The organism is Intestinibacter sp. (assembly GCF_051866655.1).
Lineage (GTDB): Bacteria > Bacillota > Clostridia > Peptostreptococcales > Peptostreptococcaceae > Intestinibacter.
This window is the reverse complement of sequence record NZ_JBJDXL010000204.1, coordinates 1-4,890: the sequence shown is the minus strand read 5'-3', so window position 1 is coordinate 4,890 and position 4,890 is coordinate 1. Positions and strand designations below refer to the sequence as shown.

The 4,890-nt window shown below is 29.3% G+C and carries 5 protein-coding genes; 1 reads left to right on the top strand and 4 read right to left on the bottom strand.

From position 1 onward, the window contains the following. The coding region (locus tag ACI3VO_RS06260; protein ID WP_439757084.1) for an ABC transporter permease at window positions 1-494 on the top strand (494 nt) is incomplete at its 5' end. 58 nt (window positions 495-552) lie between these two features. On the opposite strand, the gene ACI3VO_RS06255 is transcribed toward ACI3VO_RS06260, so the two are convergent. The 4 genes from ACI3VO_RS06255 to ACI3VO_RS06240 all read right to left on the bottom strand — a co-directional run bounded on the left by ACI3VO_RS06255 (window position 553) and on the right by ACI3VO_RS06240 (window position 4,683). Then, on the bottom strand, window positions 553-1,662 hold the full coding sequence (locus tag ACI3VO_RS06255) for a pyridoxal phosphate-dependent aminotransferase (RefSeq protein ID WP_439757083.1): 1,110 nt from the start codon (window positions 1,660-1,662) through the stop codon (window positions 553-555). Window positions 1,663-1,827: 165 nt separating this feature from the next. Beyond that, window positions 1,828-3,153 (bottom strand): aminotransferase class III-fold pyridoxal phosphate-dependent enzyme, encoded by a 1,326-nt coding sequence (locus ACI3VO_RS06250; protein WP_439757082.1) that lies wholly within the window; start codon window positions 3,151-3,153, stop codon window positions 1,828-1,830. A 328-nt stretch (window positions 3,154-3,481) separates the two neighbouring features. Beyond that, window positions 3,482-3,802 carry a YlbF family regulator gene (locus ACI3VO_RS06245; protein WP_439757081.1) on the bottom strand — a complete coding sequence of 107 codons (321 nt, stop codon included), beginning with the start codon at window positions 3,800-3,802 and terminating at the stop codon, window positions 3,482-3,484. Between the two features lie 59 nt (window positions 3,803-3,861). Further along, window positions 3,862-4,683 (bottom strand): pyridoxamine kinase, encoded by an 822-nt coding sequence (locus ACI3VO_RS06240; RefSeq protein WP_439757080.1) that lies wholly within the window; start codon window positions 4,681-4,683, stop codon window positions 3,862-3,864. Between the last annotated feature and the right edge of the window lie 207 nt (window positions 4,684-4,890).

Sequence of the window (4,890 nt, the reverse complement as noted above, 5' to 3'; positions counted from 1 at the left end):
AGTACAACGAAGGAAAAAGTGAAGCTCAGACAATATTATACGAGGATACATCTACCATAGTAAATCAATTATCGTCTAATATAATGAAATGTATAACTATAGCATTGGTATCATTTATATCCTTAGTAATAATAATTTCACTAATTATGATGTTTGTCATTACCTATATATCTGTATTACAAAGAAAAAATGAAGTATGTATACTGAGAGTATTAGGAGCTAGAAGACGAGACATATTAAGAATGTTTAATGTTGAAAATGGAGTTATAGGATTTTTATCAGGAGTTTTAGGCGTTATTATAGCTTATATTTTTATAATACCTTTAAATTATATATTAAAGAGTACTACAGAGCTATCTAATATAGCCATTTTAAAGCCTAAATACGCTGTACTGCTGATAATTACGAGTATAGTAATAACTCTAGTCGGAGGATTTATTCCAGCTAAAATAGCTTCGAAAAAGGATCCTGTCGAGTTTTTAAAAAGTGAATAGAAAAACATAAAAGACGATTACAAATTTTATAATTTTTATTGTAATCGTCTTTATTTATTTATTCTATATTGTCTATAATTTCAAATGCTTCTATTAATCTAGGTAGATATTTTGGTGATGGGAATCTAAATCTAATAGAGTTTTTACCTACAGATTTAAATGAAGCACAAGATATAACACCTATTTTTAATTTAGCAAATTCCTTTTCTAAATCAATATCCTTGTTTTTATGAGTTACCATCATTATAGATACAGTATCTCCGTTTTCAGAGATGCTTAAATTTTTGTAGTCTTTTACTATTTTGCTCTTCATTTCGGCGTTTGCTTTTCTCATTTCTACTAAAAAGTCGTAATCGCCTACAACCTTAGCTGCAACAGCTCTAGTTACAGATGTCATTTCATAAGGTGTATTTATATTTTTCATAGCCTTAGTTAAGTTTTCGTTTTGAACTATGTATCCACCTCTAAGACCTGCAAGTCCGTAAGCCTTAGAGAAAGTCTTTGTAACTATTAGGTTTTCGTATTTTGGAACTAGAGTTACTGCTGAATTTTTAGAATCCATGTAATCTCCGTAAGCTTCGTCTACTAATACAACTACATTTTTATCGTATGCAGCCTTTAATACTTTTTCTATATCTTCTATTGGTATTATTTGTCCAGTAGGATTGTTTGGATTATCTAGATAAATTAATTTTAAATCTTCTGTTATCATGTCGATAAATTCATCTGCTATAAATTTATAGTTGTTTTCAGGCTTTAATGTGTAAGTATCGAATACGCCGCCGACCATTTCAACATCTGTACCGTATTCAGGAAATTGTGGAGCTAGTCCTAAAACCTTATCTCCATTTTCTATGAAAAGCTTGTTTATTAAGAATAAAGCAGCTATAGAACCGTCACATAAAACTATGTTGTCATCATTTATTTTTGTGTCAGTGTATTTTTTCCAGAAATCAGCTATAGCCTTTTTAACAGTAAGTGAATGAGGGTAGTCCTTCATTATTGTATAGTCGATAGAGTTAAACGCATCTATTGCGGCATCTGAAAATGATACTATATTGATACCTTCCGCGCAGTCGATATCTATATTGTTAAAAGCGTCTTCACCTTCAATTGCATATGTTTCTTTTATTTGAGATGCAATTGATTTTTTAATTCTGTATTCCATAAAATTATCCCCCTTATTTCAAACTAATTATATGGTAATGGATTCCAGTTATTGGAATGTCAATATGTTATTATATAAATTAGGTCTAATAAAATATATTAGACCTAATTTCAAAATTATATTATTTATTATTTTTAAATCGATTTATCAGCGATATCTAAAATCCTACCATCCGTTTATAACTGATAGTGCTTCGTCAGATATTTTACCAGCTATTAAATCTTGTATAGCTTCTTCGATTATAGCTATAGATTTGTCTATTTGTTCGTAAGTTATAACAAGTGGTGGTTGAACTCTTAAAGTACATTCTCCAAGAGATATTAAAACTAAACCATTTTGTTGACATTGATAGATTATTTTAGTAGTAGTGTTTTTATCAGGTAGGTCTACACCTATTGATAATCCAAGTCCACGAACGTCTTTTATTATGTCGTATTTCTTTTGTAATTCTAAGAATTTATTTTTAAAGTATTCACCTTTTACTCTAGATTGTTCTACTAAACCTTCTCTTTCGAATATTTCTAACATTTTTAATGCAGCAGCACAAACTGTTGAGTTTCCTGACATTGTAAATAAGTGAGCTGGAGCATCTAAGCTGTCCATTATTTCAGTTTTACCCATTACAATACCCATTGGAAGTCCTGCACCTGATGATTTACCCATAACTATTAGGTCTGGTTCAACATCGAAGTTTTCTATAGCGAAGAATTTACCACTTCTTCCCCAAGCTTGTTGTATTTCATCAACTATGAATAAAATACCGTGTTTTTTACATAATTCAGCTAAACCTTGTACATATTTTTTAGGTGGTACGATTATACCAGCATCTCCTGCTATTGGTTCAAAGAATATAGCTGCAACTTCTTCTGGTGGTAAGTATAGGCTGAATGCAGTTTCTATTTCTTTTAAGCATTCTAAGTTACAAGATTCTTCACATTTTCCATATGGGCATGTGATACATTTTGGATAGTTAAAATGATAAACATCAGGTATCATAGCACCCATTTTTCTTCTCATGTTTAAGCTTATTGCAGATATAGATATAGCACCGAAAGTACTTCCATGATAAGCTCCGTTGAAAGATATTAATTTATTTCTTCCTGTATATCCTTTAGCTAATTTTATAGCAGCATCTATTGATTCAGATCCTGTAGTTGAGAATAAAACTTTTTTGTTGTTGTCCCCTGGATATAATTCTATTAATTTTTCAGCGTATTCAACAGGTTCTTTACAAGAGAAGTAAACTATTGAAAATTGAGCTAATTTAGACATTTGTTCTTTGACAGCTTCTGCTACTTCTTCGTTACCATGTCCTATATTTGCTGAAGAAGCACTTGATAGTAAGTCTATATATTCTTTACCTTCGTAATCGTAAAGAAGAGCACCTTTTCCTGATTCAAATGCTATTGGACAGTATGGTAGTTTTTGAGTTTTTGCTAATACTTCTAATTCTCTAGCACATATTTCTTTGCTTGTTGATAATGAACTCATTTCAATTCCCCCTATTTCATAACTTTTAATATATAATTTTTAACATATATATTAGATAGATTTAAACACATTGATATATAAATCTATTTTAAATATTTTCTGAAAATTTATCGTAACATAGCGATGTATACCTCAAATGTATTCAAGATAACGATTTTACGATAAATTAATATATATTTAATAATAAAACTTAAATCGAATAAAAGCAATCTAATTTGACAAAAAAATTACTTTTTTAGCAAAAAATATTTATTATAGTGAAAGAAATTACGTTATATTATAGTCAAAAATTTGTATAAAAAAATATTTGAAATAAGAGGAAAGTTTATTATTTTAAAAGCTCTTCTTCGATTGATTTATATACATTTTGCATAAGTAAATTGAATTTTTGAGTGCTATCGAAGTAGTTTTTTACTAGAGGTGTTTGAAATACCTTTGAGTATTCTCTGTCTAGCTGAGAGATTTTTCTATTGGCTTCATCTATTTTATATCTAGTGTAAATTTTATCCTTTTTACTCATATAATTATCGAGCTGTTTTTTTATATTTTTATTTTTTTCTATTTCTCTTTTGTATTTATTCATAGTTTTAAATTCATCGCTATTTTTTATAAGCTTAGCCAGCTCTTGAGCCATTTGATTTATATTCATAAAAATCCTCCCTTTCTTCTATAGTATATTTTATAGAAATAGGGGAGGATGTAGAACTTTTAATTTATTGATGTTAAGTCATTTAAGAATAATTCAAAAAATACTCCGTCATTTGGATCTATATCGTATTTACCAGTATATTCGATACATTTAAATATAAAATCTGATGCTATTTTTATAGAGTCTTTTAAGCTGTGGTCGTTAGTTATAAGCCCTGTGATTATAGATGTAAATATATCTCCAGTTCCGCTGTATGATTTGTTGTTGTACTTTAGTGAATAAGAAAACGACTCGTCTTTATCTCTATCGTATCCCAAGTTTACTATCTCATCGCCGATTATTATACCTGTTATTACGACTTTTTTAGGACCTAGATCGGATATTTCTTTAGCTAAGTCTAGGGCTTCTTCGATTGTGTAGTTTGTGTGGTATTTGTTTCCTGTTAAAAGACAGGCTTCAGTCAAGTTTGGAGTTACTAAGTCTGATATTTTAACTAAATCCTTTATTTTATTACATATATTGTCGTCAAAGGTTTGGTAGTAATCACCACCATCTCCCATGACAGGGTCTACTATTACGTAGGCACCTTTATTATTTTCGATAAATTCACAAACCATATCTATTTGATCTATAGAGCCTAAAAAACCGCTGTATATAGTGTCGAAGCTCACATCTAATTCCTTCCAAGTTTTACCGTATTCCTCCATTTGAGATGTCAAATCTAAGTAAGTAAATTTTGGGTATCCAGTTTGGCTAGATAGTATAGCTGTCGGATATGGACAGCATTGAGTTTTTAATGCAGATAATATCGGAATTGCCACTGTAAGCGAGCATTTTCCGATTCCTGACATATCGTTTATTGCGGCTACCTTTTTAATCATAAATATTCCTCCGTTAATTAAAAAATTGCATAGGTATATTTTACTATTAAATGTAGGCGTGTGAGTAGACTTATTTATAAATTTTATAAAACAAAATTTGTACTAGTACAATTAAATAGAAAAATATGTAAATAATATTGGATAATTATTGTCTAATATTTTGGATATACTAATAAAAATTATAATAATTATAGAAATGGTTAATCA